This is a genomic window from Pseudoneobacillus rhizolycopersici (assembly GCF_054786815.1).
Window position 1 is genome coordinate 1 of record NZ_JBTOOE010000013.1, and the last position, 15,034, is coordinate 15,034.

Genomic DNA, 15,034 nt, shown 5'->3' on the forward strand with positions numbered 1-15,034 from the left:
ATGCTTAAATATGGCGTTGAGCGTCGGTCTCAACACCAAAACTACTCTCCAAATGACTAAATATGGCGTTGAGCGTCGGTCTCAACGCCAAAACTACTCTCCAAATGACTAAGTATGGCGTTGAGCAATAATCCCAGCGCTAAAGATGCTGGATATATTACATGAATTGATTTAGATAATGGTTAAAATAAAAACTGATTTTTTCAGTGGTCTCGTACGGTTCTCATGTTTCTTTCGGTTGGCGAAATAATTACTATATTTTTAGCCTCATAAATGCTATTAAGGTAGAGAATATTACTTAACTAAGATAGTATGTGTCGCATAAAAAATAAATTAAGTAGGAAAAAACAAAAACCCTTTTCCTATCGAGGAAAAGGGTTTTATGTATGTAGGAAAAAACAAATTTTAATCAGAATAGACCACTCTGTATTTCGTAGTTTAAAACTTCAATTGTCGTATCATTTCGCTAACTTAATAAGAACTAGATGGAATCCCCTTGCCACCCCTTGTTTCTAGTGTGCTTATCCTTTCCATTCCAGTAATGATTGGTTTTGCACGCTTGATTAAAGTTTGTGTAGATTCAAGAGTGAGGGAGGCTTGATGGGCATTTTCATTGCTCCATACTTCGTAAACATAAACACAATTTGGCTCACTTTCTGAAATATTTACAAGATAAATCTCACACTCATCAAGATTCTTCATGGATTCTGCTGCTTCCAACAAAATATCTACCATTGTGTCACGTTCACCTTCCTGAACAGTAAACTTGCCAAACAAACTGAATTTGCTTTTGCTCATGATAATCCTCCTTAATGATTATTCTGAGCATTACTTCTACATTTTCCCTTCATTTTCCTAGCACTCTCATAAAAAAAATAGGAATTTCTATTCGACAAAATGGTTGTTTGGAAGTACAACCTGTCCAATAGAGAGAGTCTATTGGACAAAATGGCAATGAGTAGAGAGCGGCTATTGGACAAAATGATAATCAGAAAAAACCAATCTGTCCAATAGAGGTCATTCTATTGGACAACATGGCAGTAAATTACTGTTGCTCCTCTATTTAGCTAAGCAAATTCCCCTTTAACCAGGCGCGTGGTCGGTATGGACCGACGGGAATTTGAATCAAACTGGTTTTCCCTTTGGAATCAATCCTGTAAAGTTCATCACATTGGTTCACATCAAATCCCAACAATGGATGGCCGCCCATTCCTAGGGCACATGACATCAAGAGCAGCCGTTGCGTGATTATGCCTGCTTCCATCTGTTGGATACGGTATCCCCTATACCCCAACATCTCTTTGAGGTGATCCTTGTCTCCGACTACATGCATACAAAGTGGAACCTGATACAAATTTACGTTGGGCATGGTTAATCCATAATGTAAATATTCCCGGTAATCCCCTTTGGCTATTCTCCGAAGGGCATGGGTGCCATTGTCATAAGAATAGGTACCATTAGGAATTCCTTCTACATGATAAAAACTGCCATACAAAGAAACACGAGTTTCAATATGTCCCTCTGTATGGTCAAGATCACTTTGATACAAGAAAGAAATTGTCTCGTTTAATAAAGTAGATAATTGTGACAGGCTTACGTTTCCTAACGTAAAATCGATTTCAGGAGAATATCGCTTCCTGCAAACAGATGCGAGATCGTACGAAAAAGACTCCGTAAATGGCAACAAGACCATCTCCGGACCTAAGGAAGTCCCAGCATCACCTTTCTTTAATTTTACAAAGGAATGCGTTGTTTCAAACATCGATTCTTCATTCAGTTTTCTCAGTATTGGATAATCAAGGACTCTCGTTGAACGATTATAGGAAACATGTTGCAACCTAGGAACTTCCCGACACAAATCAGATGATAAAATCATTTCTTCTCTTTCTTCGTTGTCAACACAAGGTATGGATGATTTCGTACTTAATGGGATCATCGCATATACGCTTTCCTCCTGTTCGGATAAACCAAGTAAATGATTAATGGACCGATCAAGAAATTGATAACATACCCGTGTTGAGAACCCCATCGTATTGGCCACTTCTAAGGATTGCCCAATTAACACTCCTGCATCTAACCCTTGGAGCCTGTAGGAAAAATTATTGTATTTGTAAAAATTTTTCCAAAAAACGGTTGAGATAAAAATAGTGCAAAAACAATCCGAAAAAGAAAGGCTATTCGCAAGACTTCTAGATAAGTAGAAATCGAAATTTCCTTCCCGTAATAAAATAAGACGATGATGGGCCACATCGTAATGGTAAATTCCTTCTGGAATGTCACCCAGCTTTACATACACATATAATTCATTAGGATACAGTGCTCCTCCCGAGGGAACAAATCTTCGTAACGACTGTCTAAAACTCACATTCTTACCCATGGTCTCATCCATTAATGGAGATTGAGAGAATTGAGTTAGACCGTATACATACCATAAAAAATGACCAAGCTCATCCAGACTAGGGTTTCGATTATTTTCTTTCTTCTGGAGTGTTAAGGGCACTTCTTCGGAAAGAGGTATCGTTGGTAAGTCACGGTACAATTTATAGGGAAGTGGCGCGTCTTCCCAATCTACGTTCCAATCAGGCGGAAAAATTTTAGCCGTATCAAAATGCAGTTGATGTAAAAAAGTATCTAGCTCCAAATCGTTTGTCCTCCTACTCTCCCGCTATGGGAATGGATGGGGAAATGGATTAAGCTGTTCATACGTTAATGGTTTCGTCTCAAATCCTAGCTTCATAGGTACCGTAAGTACTCTTTCAAGACCTTTGACGCGAGTGAGGTGATGCCCAAATGTCATTGGCAACATACCAGGAATAATGACCTTTACACAGAATAATCCATTCCGCTTCGTGATCGGTGTGGTTTGGTCAACCACTATTACATCAAGATTTAGGTCGCGGAACCTCTGTAAGATATCCTCCAGATCGTCTTTTAAGTCCGTATTGGCCGGTGGCTCCTTAAATTCCTCTGTAAATGTACGCAAAGGTCGGTGATCATCTACTAAAAAATTCAGTCGTTCCTCTGCTTCTTTCAGACCGTATAGCATCCCATGGTCTTCCATGGTCCGGACTGCGAACGGATCTTGCAGCATTCTTTCATATTTCTCTCGGTTTGTCTCCAATTTTTCATCATCCCTAAACATCATTCCTGCCAACTCGAAAATCGTGCTTTTAACCGCCTTAACTGGATCAGGGTTTGCACCAGCAGCACAGATCAGGTTTACACCATTGGAGCTTCTGTTTTTGGACACTGCCCAAACACTTGGAATTCCATGTTCCATTGTTGAATTATAAAAATAAAGGTCATGTCCGGCCACTTCATGAATGCGGTCCACCATCTGCTGTAATTCTGTATCATTCGCAGAACGAAGATCAAGACGTGGAAGGGGGAGCTTAGCATACCAGGTTAACAAAAAGGAATCTCGCTCGACGACCTCCATGATGCCATGAAAAATAGCTTCCTCTAAACTCCCACCTAAGGCACATCCGTTAGAGGTTTCATAAACAAAGCCCTCCCCATAACTTAAACTATAATAGGCAAGTAGCTTTGGAACTAAAATAGGTCTTTCTTGTAAAAACGAGTAACCCCAGACCCAATCCATTGGGGCATCAGGATTAAATTTTTGATATGGAAAATGAGGCATTTCATAATGTTTAGATTCATGAACACCTACACTTGTTGGATTTAATGCGTTGTTTTTTAAATGATGATAACTATCACGAACAACTGTCCTTTTTCCGCGAGGCTCGATGCCGCAATATCGCTCCAAACCTTCTAAAATCGCAGTCAGCTCACTCATTTCATAAGAATTTGTTCTCCCCGCCACTCCCTCATTTCCACCAAATAGAGGCATGTTCATTAAAACATCACCAAACGGCAATCTGATATCTTGCATTTTTCCATTCATAATCCCGGTACGAGTATCAAGGTAATCTTTGACTAGTACTGTTTTTAATTCATCCATTGAACGACTGCGATAACTGCCACTATTGATTTTAGGACTAGATTTCAACTGGATTTGAGCTAATTCTGATGTATCATCGGGTAATGAACTGCACATCGGGCACAATGGGTCGGGCAAGAAAAAGTGTACGGAGTTCGATAACACTTTCAGGTTCGTAATGAGCACTTTTTCTTGTAAGTTGCTGGATTCGCCTTGTAGAATCCTCCGTACTTCATGACATATCAAATCGGCCATTTGAGATAAGCCTGTGCGTGATACCCAAGCATCTGGCAGTCCACCTTCACCTGCTACCATTCTCCTTTGAAACTCCCACATTTCTTGCTGATCAGGCCCTGCTAGAATTCGCCGGATATCAGCACAGCAAGAACATCCCGATGTGTCCGGGCGTACGAACGGACCAATGATTCCTTCCCCAAACAAAACGAAACCTCGAAGCCATGGGATACCAGCTTCCCTAAATCTTTTTTCTGCTTTTTGAAGAATCAATGGATGCCAGGAATCGTGGAGAAGCAGAGCTAATTCTGTTTCAACCGGAATATCTTCTGCTATACTTTGACGCGTAATGGAAAAGCTATCGGATAATTGCTGATAAACAAAATCCGCTAATAAACCCTTTCCATCCATAATGATTAAGGCTGTCATTAGGATTCCTCCTCTCGAACCTGTACACCAAATACCCCTGCTAGATCTTCTTTTAAAAATGGTTCGAACGAAAGATCATAAACAAATAAGCGTTTCCTACTTTCCTTTAAGACCCCAGTGGCAGATTGTAGTAGTTCTAATGGATTCAATTCATCACAAGAAGGAATGTTGAGTTTGATTTTCTCTTTTCCCCTAAAATCGGCTGGCTCTTTTTTCTGACTTACTATTGTTGAATGTACTTGGTTTTGAGTATCTAAAAGGGCTAGTTGTATGGCATTGCGTAACGCAAACGTTATATTTAAACCAGCCTTCGTGTATGACTGACCATTCGTTCGTATTCGTATGACAGGGAATCCCAAAATATCCTCTCTTAAATCAATGATCGCTGGACCATTTAAAGTGGTCAGTGCATTGAAATAATATCTGCAATGCTGATCTTCTATTACCTGCAAATCTAAAATCGTACTCTGTTGACTTCCCTTTCTTTCCTTTAATTCTTTATCTAAATAGGTTTGTAGCCCTCGACAAACGGCCTCTTCGATTGTTTCTCCTGCACCGATACCCATGAAACTCTCAGGAATGAACGTGTCAACATGATCATTCTGGTTTGAATATCCCTTAGCATTTGAATCGATTAATTGAGAAACATACATTTCAATGCCAGTCAGCCCAGCCTCTCTTTTTGCTTCCTCATGGGTCAACCCAGCACAAACAACTTTTGAAAGAAGTCCTGCTGGCTCGTGAGTCAACGGGTTTACTGCCTGAACATAACACTGTGGTAGGGGGAGCTGTGGCAAATCTTGTTCTTCCCATAAATGGAAAATTCCAATCTCTTCAGAAGTTAGTCCAATAAAATATTCCAATAGTTTAGTAGGTGGGGCATTTCTGTTCGGTTCATGTTTAAGCCTTAAGTCAAGGTCTTCTAAAAGTCTGGGAGTTAGATTTGTAAATGTAACCAACGGATGGGCAATGAATGATAACCAGTTACCTTCCAATGTTTCAAGATCAAGTAGGTAAATTTGATTTCTTTGATTCGAACTAGCTATTTCTGCCGCCTTCTTGAAAAATTCAAATACAAGGACATTCGCAAGAATCGATCCAGCTGTTGAAGAGAAGTTGCCGGGTTGCTCACCGACTCCAACTGCAGATTGATGGAGGCGGCGCCACGCAGACTCCCAGCATCCATCTGATTCGGGATGAACGACTGGACCGGATAGTCCCACTTTCTCTAAAAGTATGGCAGGTAGAAATACCTTTCGTTCCTCCTTACAAACCATATTCAGATTCCTTAGTTCCTTTACATTCCCATCTTGAGAGACATAGAGAACCCAATCATAGGCTCCCACAGCTTCTTTCCAAAAATTCTTGTGTTCACCTTTTTCGAATGGGACCTCCTTAACCCCCACCTCAGAGTCGACCTCACGGGCATTCTGAACGAGCTCAAAAATCCTTTGTCGATTGGTAGGTAATGATTCTGTTACAAGAAAATCGAATGTAGGAAGTCCCGATTGGAGTAATGTGCCAACCAATGAAACTAGAATGGGACCGGCTCCGACAGCCAGAACTTTAGCCTGACGGAATTCCTGAAAGTGGTACGCACCAGAATCAACAAAGTTCTCGATAAATTCAATTTGCGAAGAATATTTTTCAAGAACCGTACGATTTAATTGATGTGGTCGATCTTTACTTATATCTCGCACAAAGCCATTCTGGTACAACGTTTCTCCAATCTCATACACTCTTTTCTTATAGGGGGCCGTAAGTCCTTCTGTTAACTCTCCCAATGTTTGCTCCCCGTTAAACATCGGTATGAGTGTTTCAATCCACTGATAGATGGAACTGCCTGTCATTCGGAATGAGCTTTCGTTATTTCTAAAATACACACCACCTTCTGGATCAGGTAGATAAAACGTATCTCTTTTTACCTTCAGACGCGTGGACGAGTTAAGTTTTGTCATTTAAGCTCCTCCTTATTTCTAATCGATTCGAACTACGCATTACTATTTTATGTAGTTTAATTTGTCCGTTATGAATAACGAAAAAGCAGTGTCCCTGCCATAAACTCGCAGGGACACATTTTTTGGAAAAATATATATTTTTTTAGATGAAGAAACAGCTAAAAAAGCCAAGTCCTCCGAAACAACCACCACAACCACCACAACCGAAACAACCACCAAGACCGATACCAAATCCGAAACAACCACCAAATCCTCCGCAACGGCCAAATCCTCCGCAACGACCAAAGCCACCGCAACGACCGCAGCCACCGCAACGACGAATGTCCCCAGACAGATCCTGGCTATAAGGATCCAGAGGAACTACCTGACCAACTTGGTATGGGTCCATTTGCAAGCCTTGCAATTGATTTTGAAGATTATACATTTTTTTCTTCTCCTTTGTATATTATTATCAGGTTTGCCGACACCTGACGTGAGAGCTGAACGAAGTTATAATCAGTTTGGGCATTTTTATCCATCAAATAATTTGTGCACTCTCATCAACAAAGTATGATTCCTGTTAGGCCTTTGTTACTGATGTCAAAGCCTAATTAATTTTAGATTTAATCCATTTTCTATTCGATAAGTGAAACCTGATAGTCGGTTTATTGAAAAGCTTACCCGACGGTGACAGGCACCGAAGTATTTACATTGAAACAATTTCCCTCTGACGATCGTCTAATAATAGGAAAATATTAAAGATAAGAGGGACACATATGAAAAAAACAATCCTTATTGGTGCTATGGTAGCTGTAAGTATGGTCTTATTAAGTGGATGTGGGACATTAAACCAAATGACATCCTCATCTTCTTCAAGCAGTATTATGACTAAGAAAATGCCTGCTGCAAACACTCAAGTTCAAGAATATCAATTAAGAATTAATGGAAACGATGAAACACTCATCGTTGAAATGCCTACTGAGAATGATATGCCAACATACTGGAGATTTCTGATTGGTGATGATGAAAAATTAAAGATTCCAAACGAAAACGGAATTTTTCATACAGAAGTGAAGGTGCAGGATTTAGATCAAGACGATACGGATGAGATTTTATTTTATCAATATTCTACTGGCTCAGCCGGAGCAATCCTTCTTAATATTTTTAAGCCTGTAAACGGTGAATTGCTAGTATTGTTTGAATCGGAAAAACAAGCACCAGCACATGGGGATAACCAACGGTTTGAAATAAAATATACAGGAGATTATCAAGTTAGTTTTTTTGATAAAGAGAAGAAAGTATCGGCAACCATTGAGTTAAATCCTGAGAATTATAAAGAGGGGGCGGATGAGTATTTGCCGAATATAGGCACCTGGATTGATCCAGTAAGTTTATATGACATAAAGGATATTGATGGGGACGGTAGGGCTGAAATTATTACAACTCAAAGAGTTATTGGTATTAGTCATCCCGATACGATAGCTCTCTTCATAAGCACATTTTCCTTGAATCAAAATGTTTATGAGGTACGAGATTATAGACTAGTGTATGAAGAAGATCCAAGTAAAGAAATCGCTCGATATGAAAAAGAAGAATAGAACATGTTTTTCATCCCTATAATGGATGGGCCTTATCCTTGGTAAAGTAGATACTGTATCTTAAGCAAAGGTTAATTTAAGCCAAAAATGAGCAAGTTTTAATTTGTTCATTTTTGGCTATTTTATTTCTTCAATAAAAACCTTTTTTACCTTTTGAGGTGGTTCACCTGATTTTGTATAAAAGAGTTTCTCTATACCATTTCTAGCAATTTTGGCAATCAATTTGGTATAGAAAGAGGCTCTCTATACCGTTCTAGCAATATTTGCATTCATTTTGGTATAGAGATCAGCCTAAAGCTCATTACAACCCACATGTTTGCAGGATTAGTCCAATTAATCTAATAAACTACGAACAGTTTCCGGATAATTTTGGAACGCTGCTTTCGAGGACATCAACTTCCAGTTATTGGGATATCGGTGCCTGTCACCAATATCAATCACACCAATATCAATGTTCACAATTATTCCATTTTAAGGTTAGCGATAGTAAAAAAATCCTTAACAAATTTGTCACAAGTACGTCAATTATTTGTCACAAGTACGTCAAATATCTGCAGAAAACCATGTTAACATTATGAATATAGTGTTAACTACAACTGGAAAATCATTTTACTTTAATTTGTGAGCGAATTCACATATCATAGTTGATAGATACTTTGTGTGAAAAAAATCACAAACTCTTCACTGAATATGTGCTTGTGAATTTATTCGCATGAATAAGTAAAAACAAAGATAGAAAGGGGTACATCTATGAAACTAAAATGGACCTTTGTTGGAATGATGATCACTATTGCCTCTGTACTAGCAGGCTGTGAGCCATTACTTGTGTTGGATCCTAAGGGACCACAAGCAGAAAGGCAAGCTAGTGATATTATTCTATCAATTGGAATCATGTCTTTTATTGTTATTGCCGTCTTTGGACTGCTCATCATGATGTTAGTAAAATATCGAGCATCTAAACAAAGTCCAGATTATGAACCTCCTCACTTAGAAGGGAACATCTGGGTAGAAGCAATCTGTGTAGGTATTCCAATATTAATTGTTGCGTATCTTTCCTTTGTATCTGTTCAAAGTAATTACATTGTCGAGTCTAGACCGGCAGGATATGAGGATAAAGAACCTTTAGTCGTATATGCGTCATCCTCTAACTGGAAATGGCATTTTAGCTATCCGGAAGAAGGAATTGAAACAGTCAACTACTTGTATATTCCGACTGATCGAGCACTTGAATTTAAGCTTTATTCCTACGGGCCAATTACAAGTTTCTGGATTCCGCAGCTGGGAGGACAAAAATATGCTATGGCTGACATGGTGACCACGCTCCATCTAGCGGCTGATGTACCAGGAGAATATATGGGTCGAAATGCAAACTTTAGTGGTAAAGGTTTTGCCCAAAATACATTTGATGTAACAGCGATGTCTCAAAAAGAGTTTGATGATTGGGTAAAAGAAGTAAAAGAGACAGCCCAACCGATAACTGAAAAGAAATTTGAAAAATTATTAGAACCAGGTCATCTTGGAAGGATGACATTCACTGGGACACACTTAGAATTTTCACCGGCTCCAGAAGGCCATCATCATGGATCATCGGATACGGAAGAAATGACAGAATCACATGTAGGTTCTTCAGATGGAGAACACTCTGACCACAATCATCATTAAAAAAATGAACATTTCATCAATAGGCATGTATCTATAAATTGTTTTCGAAAGGAGTCACAAACGTATGGATTTCTTTGAACGTTTTGCCGTACCTCATCCAAGTTTCGCTATTTATGCTTCGATGGTTGCCATAGGACTTACACTCGTCGCCATTTTGGCAGGCTTAACTTATTTTAAAAAATGGGGTTATTTATGGCGTGAATGGTTAACAACGGTTGACCATAAGCGTATTGGAATCATGTATTTAATCTCTGCTTTGCTCATGTTATTCCGAGGCGGAGTAGATGCGATTATGATGCGTGCGCAATTATCAGCACCAGACCTAAAATTATTGGATGCACAGCATTATAATGAAATTTTCACCACGCACGGAATCGTTATGATTCTATTTATGGCGATGCCATTTATTATGTTTTTCATGAACTTTGTGATTCCGCTACAAATTGGAGCTCGTGATGTGGCATTCCCACGTTTGAATGCTTTAAGCTTCTGGTTATTCTTTATGGGAGCGATGTTATTTAACATCTCGTTTATTGTCGGTGGATCTCCTGATGCTGGATGGACTTCTTATTTCCCGCTGGCGGGTAATGAATTCAGTCCTTCGGTTGGAACGAATTATTATATGATTGCGATTCAGATTGCTGGTATTGGTACCCTAATGACAGGAATCAACTTTATCACGACGGTTCTTAAAATGAGAGCACCTGGCATGACGCTAATGAAAATGCCTATGTTCACTTGGGCTGCCTTCATTGCCAACGTTATTATCGTATTTGCGTTTCCAGTGTTAGCTGTATTGCTTGCAATGGGGACATTGGACCGCCAATTTGGAACCAACTTTTTTACGATGGATAATGGTGGAATGGATATGCTTTGGGCCAATATTTTCTGGGTTTGGGGACATCCTGAAGTTTATATTCTAATTCTTCCTGCATTTGGTATTTATAGTGAGATTTTCTCTACCTTTGCCCGCCGTAATCTATATGGTTATAAATCGATGGTAGGATCAATGGTGATTATCTCCTTGCTATCGTTCTTAGTATGGGCACACCATTTCTTTACAATGGGTCAAGGTGCATTAACGAATAGTATCTTCTCGATTACCACGATGGCCATCGCTGTTCCGACAGGGGTAAAGATTTTTAACTGGTTGCTTACTTTGAGAAAAGGGAAAATTGTGGTTACGACACCAATGCTATATGCTTTACTTTTCATTCCACTATTCACACTAGGTGGAGTGACGGGAGTCATGCTTGCGATGTCCGCAGCGGACTATCAATATCATAATACGATGTTCTTAGTGGCGCATTTCCACAATGTTATTATTCCAGGTGTGGTATTTGCGATGCTTGCGGGTCTTACGTATTACTGGCCAAAAATGTTTGGTTTTATGTTGAACGAGAAAATCGGTAAATGGACAGCATGGTTACTTTCTATCGGATTTGTCTTAGCGTTCATGCCGATGTATATCACTGGCCTAGATGGTCAGGCACGTAGAATGTACACGTACTCAGAAGCGACTGGCTTTGGACCATTAAATATGGTTTCGTTTGTTGGAGCAGGGATTATGGCGATTGGCTTTGTGTTAATTGTGTATAACATCTACTACAGCACACGTTATGCTTCACGTGATATTAGCAGTGATCCTTGGGATGCACGTACACTTGAGTGGGCTACACATACTCCGGTTCCGGAATACAACTTTGCGATTACACCGCAGATTAATTCCGTTGAAGCTTTCTGGGATATGAAGAAGAAAGGTCATGTTATATTCAAGGGCGAATATGAAAAAATTCATATGCCAAACAACAGCGGCATCCCGTTTGTTATGAGTTGTATCTTCTTTGTCTGGGGCTTCTCTTTTGTCTTTAGTTTATGGATTCCAGTGATCCTGACAACGATTGGAATATTTGTTTGCATGGCTCTTCGTTCTTTTGAAAAAGATGACGGTCGCTACATCTCTGTAAAAGAAATCGAAGAAACTGAAACAAGATTGCGAGGTGCGTAAAATGAAAATGGATCACTCACTTCCACTTGAATATAGTACCGAAGAAAATCGATTGAAAATCCTCGGGTTTTGGATTTTCCTAGGTGCGGAAATCATGTTGTTTGCTACTCTTTTTGCTTCCTATTTTACCTTAGTGAATAGGACAGCAGGAGGGCCAACTGGTGCAGGAATTTTTGAAATTACGCCAGTTTTAATCGAAACATTGTTACTTTTAACAAGTAGTTTTACCGTTGGTCTTGGAATTCATGCCATGCGTTTAGGCAGAAAAAAAGCGATGATCGGGTTCTTTATTACCACGCTTTTACTCGGCTTAGCGTTTATCGGTGTAGAAATTTATGAATTTGTCCATTATGTTCACATAGGGGCAGGGTTACAAACAAGTGCCTTTACATCCATCCTTTTAACAACATTAGGGACACATGGAATCCACGTGACAATCGGGCTTTTCTGGGGACTCTTTATCGTTCTACAAGTGTGGAAACGTGGACTTACGCCGCAAACCGCCAATAAATCGTTTATTTTCTCGCTTTACTGGCATTTCCTTGACGTCATTTGGATCTTTATCTTTAGTTTTATCTACTTGAAAGGAATGATGTAAATATGAGCGAATTATTTCCAATGAAACAAGTAATGGGCTTTGTATTTTCATTAATCCTGACAGTAGTTGCACTGGCTGTTTACTTTTTCGATTTGTCATTTTCAACCGGAATGATAATTTTATTAGTAACAGCATTCCTGCAAGCTGGTCTTCAGCTGGTTGTGTTTATGCATGCTGGGGAAACAAAAGATAAAGGGGCCATTTACACAAACGTCTATTATGGTCTTATTATCGCGCTAGTGACCATCTTCGGAACGTTGCTAGCCATGGTTTGGGATATGTAGGTTATTAAATACGAAAGGAACACCTAAACGGGTGTTCCTTTTTTTACTGCTTGTGGTATAATTTGATGTCCTTTCGATGTTTTCGAAAGCATTTCTTCTGTAGCGACAAAAAATACGCCAATCAAAAATATAAATACCGCTCCCATCACGGTTCCGATTCCAATGGATGTTAGGATACTGAAATCGCTTGCAAAAACACCAAATAAAAAAAGGATAATCCCAAGGGCAAGTACGGTAGACCCTAAAATTTTTACAATATTCAGTATTTTTTCTTTGGATTCCATTTAGCTCAACTCCTCCACTAGTATATTCTTATATTATTATTCTTGTTCACAAATTTGTCAAACTTTTTCTAAAATAGTTTAGTTTTTTCTTGACATGAAAAATGGGTGCGGTTCTTGTGTTTCATTCAGGTGACGAAATAAAAATAGCTCTTCTCTTGTGAGAAGGGCTGAATTTTAGTAGGGAAGTCTCAACGACAAAAAGGCATACGAAGTGGTCAAAGTTGTCGTAGAGAAGGTGTCTCAACGACAAAAAGGCATACAAAGTGGTCCGAATTGTCGTAGAGAAGGCGTCTCAACGACAAAAAGGCATACAAAGTGGTTCGAATTGTCGTAGAGAAGGCGTCTCAACGACAAAAAGGCATACAAAGTGGTCCGAATTGTCGTAGATAGAGCGTCTCAACGACAAAAAGGCATACGAAGTGGTCCAAACTGTCGTAGAGAGAGCGTCTCAACGACAAAAAGGCATTCGAAACGGTCCAAATTGTCGTAGAGAGAGCCCTGTCCTCCACGGTAAAACGCATGCGATAGCGACAAAAACAAACTATCTATCTAGTCACAAGTCCCAAGCTTTTTACTTTACTGGTACAGTATGTCATCCCGCAATGTTGCTACTTTTGTTAATGCCGTGTCGATGTCTGCTTCACTAACTCCAAAGTGGGCAAGTGCATCATGAAGGTGTTTTACAATGGCGTCAAAATGTACAGGTTGCAAATCCATTCCTTCATGTGCTTTTTGCATCGATTTACCTGAATACTGATTCGGTCCACCTAGAGCGAAACTAATAAACTTTGCCTGATGTTTTTTTTGTTTTTCCATATCGGTGTTTTCAAAAAATTGCTGAACGGCTGGATCTTTCAGGACTAATTCATTGTAAAAATATTCTACAACCTTTGAGATTGCTTCTTCCCCACCAATTTTTTCGTAAAGAGATTGTTCCATTTATTCATTCTCCTTTTCATTGAGTACCTTATATATCCTTTGATATAATGGTGGTTTTATTCCTTTTTTAAAAGGTTACTGCTACCTTCTGGTGTCCTCAAACAAGTAGGTTCAAGCCGTTAGAATGGCATGTTATAAAAAGAGCAAGAACTATTAACACTGCAGCAAAAAACAGGGTTTAGCGGAACCTATGATGAGGATTTACCGTACTAAAAATAGAAATAGCCACCCCTGCTATCCAGCTTTGGTGGCTATAACTTAATAGTAGATTGGGCTCATTTCTATTCCCATTCAGTTGGGTAAACACTAACATTTTTTTCATGGAACTTATCATCAAAGTTGATTTTAAATCCATTTGGGCTTGGATCAATGGCTGCATTTTGATCTTGAGTTATCCTCAGAGATGATAAAAATTCTTCAGGAGTGGTTGTTGTTTCAAGCTCGATATGGGCTAATTTTCCTCCATAAAAAATCGCTGTTGCATAATCGAAGAGATCGCTTTTACCATAACGGAAATAATCAGCGTAAACAATTGTGCCATCTGCCATTTGAAATTTCCCATCGATGAACTGTTCTTCTTTGGAATCTTGTTCAAACAGCTGGTTGAATTCCTCAAGTGAAATAAAATATCTATCCTCTACTTCTTGAACAACAGATTCTGTTTCTGACGTGGACTCTTCATTTTCCCTTTCTTGAATAGCGCTGTCAGTAGCTACTTGTTTTGTTTCATTTGAACATCCTACCACGAACAGGAATATCAAAAAAATCATTGTGTACCATTTTTTCATCGTATGTCCTCCCACATATTCTATCTTTGTTAGGGACTTTCTTTAATCGTCCTACTACCATTTATGTTACCGTAACACACTTTATTTTTCATCTATATAATGTTGTGCTTCCTGTCGGTAAGTGTGGGGAGATTTGGTGGACAGATATTCTTTTTGCTAAAATAGGTCCTTTTAAATGTTTTAGAGGACAAAAAATCCGTTATAGCTCAAAATTGAATGCAAGATGCCTCATTTTTGAGCCATAACGGAATGTGTTTCCGGAAAGCTTTTAAAAAACGTCACTTTTAACGAAATAACGGATCCAATGTCCTTAGAGACAAAGCACTAAAC

13 protein-coding genes are annotated in these 15,034 nt (G+C 39.2%); 5 read left to right on the top strand and 8 right to left on the bottom strand.

Annotation, left to right across the window (positions count from 1 at the left end; all coding sequences use genetic code 11):
- Positions 1 to 471: 471 nt before the first annotated feature.
- The 5 genes from ACX9YW_RS13795 to ACX9YW_RS13815 form a co-directional block, all read right to left on the bottom strand.
- Positions 472 to 798, bottom strand: a complete 327-nt coding sequence (locus ACX9YW_RS13795; RefSeq protein ID WP_460347315.1) for a putative quinol monooxygenase — start codon at positions 796 to 798, stop codon at positions 472 to 474.
- Positions 799 to 1,063: 265 nt separating this feature from the next.
- Complete coding sequence (locus ACX9YW_RS13800) at positions 1,064 to 2,641, bottom strand: SagB family peptide dehydrogenase (protein WP_460347317.1); 1,578 nt, start codon at positions 2,639 to 2,641, stop codon at positions 1,064 to 1,066.
- Between the two features lie 24 nt (positions 2,642 to 2,665).
- Positions 2,666 to 4,606: a TOMM precursor leader peptide-binding protein gene (locus tag ACX9YW_RS13805; protein ID WP_460347319.1), complete on the bottom strand. Its 1,941-nt coding sequence runs from the start codon at positions 4,604 to 4,606 to the stop codon at positions 2,666 to 2,668.
- Positions 4,606 to 6,564, bottom strand: a complete 1,959-nt coding sequence (locus ACX9YW_RS13810) for a putative thiazole-containing bacteriocin maturation protein (RefSeq protein ID WP_460347321.1) — start codon at positions 6,562 to 6,564, stop codon at positions 4,606 to 4,608. Before ACX9YW_RS13810 ends, ACX9YW_RS13805 begins: the two co-directional genes overlap by 1 nt.
- A 142-nt stretch (positions 6,565 to 6,706) precedes the next feature.
- Positions 6,707 to 6,988 (bottom strand): heterocycloanthracin/sonorensin family bacteriocin, encoded by a 282-nt coding sequence (locus ACX9YW_RS13815; RefSeq protein WP_460347323.1) that lies wholly within the window; start codon positions 6,986 to 6,988, stop codon positions 6,707 to 6,709.
- A gap of 331 nt (positions 6,989 to 7,319) precedes the next feature.
- Between ACX9YW_RS13815 and ACX9YW_RS13820 the strand changes: the two genes are divergently transcribed.
- The 5 genes from ACX9YW_RS13820 to qoxD all read left to right on the top strand — a co-directional run bounded on the left by ACX9YW_RS13820 (position 7,320) and on the right by qoxD (position 12,693).
- Positions 7,320 to 8,141 carry a YybI family spore inner coat protein gene (locus tag ACX9YW_RS13820; protein ID WP_460347324.1) on the top strand — a complete coding sequence of 274 codons (822 nt, stop codon included), beginning with the start codon at positions 7,320 to 7,322 and terminating at the stop codon, positions 8,139 to 8,141.
- Positions 8,142 to 8,891: 750 nt separating this feature from the next.
- Positions 8,892 to 9,803, top strand: a complete 912-nt coding sequence (gene qoxA, locus ACX9YW_RS13825; RefSeq protein ID WP_460347326.1) for a cytochrome aa3 quinol oxidase subunit II — start codon at positions 8,892 to 8,894, stop codon at positions 9,801 to 9,803.
- Between the two features lie 64 nt (positions 9,804 to 9,867).
- On the top strand, positions 9,868 to 11,811 hold the full coding sequence (gene qoxB / locus ACX9YW_RS13830; RefSeq protein WP_460347328.1) for a cytochrome aa3 quinol oxidase subunit I: 1,944 nt from the start codon (positions 9,868 to 9,870) through the stop codon (positions 11,809 to 11,811).
- A 1-nt stretch (position 11,812) separates the two neighbouring features.
- A complete protein-coding gene (qoxC, locus tag ACX9YW_RS13835) occupies positions 11,813 to 12,409 on the top strand; it encodes a cytochrome aa3 quinol oxidase subunit III (RefSeq protein ID WP_460347330.1) in 597 nt (198 codons plus the stop codon).
- Positions 12,410 to 12,411: 2 nt separating this feature from the next.
- Positions 12,412 to 12,693, top strand: coding sequence for a cytochrome aa3 quinol oxidase subunit IV (gene qoxD / locus ACX9YW_RS13840; protein ID WP_460347332.1), 282 nt, complete (start codon positions 12,412 to 12,414; stop codon positions 12,691 to 12,693).
- 23 nt (positions 12,694 to 12,716) lie between these two features.
- Here qoxD and ACX9YW_RS13845 read toward each other — a convergent pair whose 3' ends face one another.
- The 3 genes from ACX9YW_RS13845 to ACX9YW_RS13855 all read right to left on the bottom strand — a co-directional run bounded on the left by ACX9YW_RS13845 (position 12,717) and on the right by ACX9YW_RS13855 (position 14,704).
- A complete protein-coding gene (locus ACX9YW_RS13845; RefSeq protein WP_460347334.1) occupies positions 12,717 to 12,977 on the bottom strand; it encodes a hypothetical protein in 261 nt (86 codons plus the stop codon).
- 576 nt (positions 12,978 to 13,553) lie between these two features.
- The gene (locus ACX9YW_RS13850) at positions 13,554 to 13,916 is read right to left on the bottom strand and encodes a group I truncated hemoglobin (protein ID WP_460347336.1); all 363 of its coding nucleotides are present in this window, start codon (positions 13,914 to 13,916) and stop codon (positions 13,554 to 13,556) included.
- Positions 13,917 to 14,197: 281 nt separating this feature from the next.
- Positions 14,198 to 14,704 (bottom strand): hypothetical protein, encoded by a 507-nt coding sequence (locus ACX9YW_RS13855; RefSeq protein WP_460347338.1) that lies wholly within the window; start codon positions 14,702 to 14,704, stop codon positions 14,198 to 14,200.
- Positions 14,705 to 15,034 lie beyond the last annotated feature (330 nt).

Excerpts from the sequence above, each read along its gene's own strand:
- ACX9YW_RS13795 (WP_460347315.1), bottom strand. The coding sequence starts at position 798 with ATGAGCAAAAGCAAATTCAGTTTGTTTGGCAAGTTTACTGTTCAGGAA.
- ACX9YW_RS13805 (WP_460347319.1), bottom strand. The coding sequence starts at position 4,606 with ATGACAGCCTTAATCATTATGGATGGAAAGGGTTTATTAGCGGATTTT.
- ACX9YW_RS13810 (WP_460347321.1), bottom strand. The coding sequence starts at position 6,564 with ATGACAAAACTTAACTCGTCCACGCGTCTGAAGGTAAAAAGAGATACG.
- ACX9YW_RS13815 (WP_460347323.1), bottom strand. The coding sequence starts at position 6,988 with ATGTATAATCTTCAAAATCAATTGCAAGGCTTGCAAATGGACCCATAC.
- ACX9YW_RS13820 (WP_460347324.1), top strand. The coding sequence starts at position 7,320 with ATGAAAAAAACAATCCTTATTGGTGCTATGGTAGCTGTAAGTATGGTC.
- qoxA (WP_460347326.1), top strand. The coding sequence starts at position 8,892 with ATGAAACTAAAATGGACCTTTGTTGGAATGATGATCACTATTGCCTCT.
- qoxB (WP_460347328.1), top strand. The coding sequence starts at position 9,868 with ATGGATTTCTTTGAACGTTTTGCCGTACCTCATCCAAGTTTCGCTATT.
- qoxC (WP_460347330.1), top strand. The coding sequence starts at position 11,813 with ATGAAAATGGATCACTCACTTCCACTTGAATATAGTACCGAAGAAAAT.
- qoxD (WP_460347332.1), top strand. The coding sequence starts at position 12,412 with ATGAGCGAATTATTTCCAATGAAACAAGTAATGGGCTTTGTATTTTCA.
- ACX9YW_RS13845 (WP_460347334.1), bottom strand. The coding sequence starts at position 12,977 with ATGGAATCCAAAGAAAAAATACTGAATATTGTAAAAATTTTAGGGTCT.
- ACX9YW_RS13850 (WP_460347336.1), bottom strand. The coding sequence starts at position 13,916 with ATGGAACAATCTCTTTACGAAAAAATTGGTGGGGAAGAAGCAATCTCA.
- ACX9YW_RS13855 (WP_460347338.1), bottom strand. The coding sequence starts at position 14,704 with ATGAAAAAATGGTACACAATGATTTTTTTGATATTCCTGTTCGTGGTA.